Genomic DNA, 575 nt, shown 5'->3' with positions numbered 1-575 from the left:
TATTGTAACGGCTTTTTGAGCTGGTGCTAGCACTTCTGACATGATTTGACCGCATGCTGAAATGACTCGGATATAAAACAATTTACGAAACCAATTCATTTATTTTTGGTCTTAGTGCTAGCCTATTCATCCTAGAGGATGACCATAAAGTATAGTGGTGATGTTGTGAGGTACTCGACCTCCAACCACGTACTTAGGTATTTTGGAGAATCTTTAAACCGTATGTTAAAACGCACTCGCTCGCTCGTTTGTTTGTGCCTTGCCGCTGCAATCAGTTCACCAACGACTTACGCCAATAGCATCGACTTGCCTGATATTGGTACGGCAGCTGGCGGCACGCTTTCTATAGACCAAGAGTTGATTTATGGCGACGCGTACATGCGCATGCTCAGAGCCAGTAAGCCTATCGTCAACGATCCGGTCATCAACGAATATATCGATTCCCTCGGACACCGCCTCGTGGCCAACGCGAACGATGTAAAAACGCCGTTCCACTTCTTCATGATTCGTGATCGTAATATCAACGCCTTTGCCTTTTTTGGCGGTTACGTTGCATTGCACTCAGGGCTATTTCT

At 45.7% G+C, this 575-nt stretch carries 1 protein-coding gene; it reads left to right on the top strand.

What is annotated here, in order from left to right:
* Positions 1–222: 222 nt before the first annotated feature.
* The coding region (locus R7R24_RS29055) for a M48 family metalloprotease (protein ID WP_411978848.1) at positions 223–575 on the top strand (353 nt) is incomplete at its 3' end.

The organism is Vibrio sp. 704 (assembly GCF_033339295.1).
Note: the sequence above shows the minus strand (reverse complement) of the source record. Positions and strands in the feature narration are given on the sequence as shown.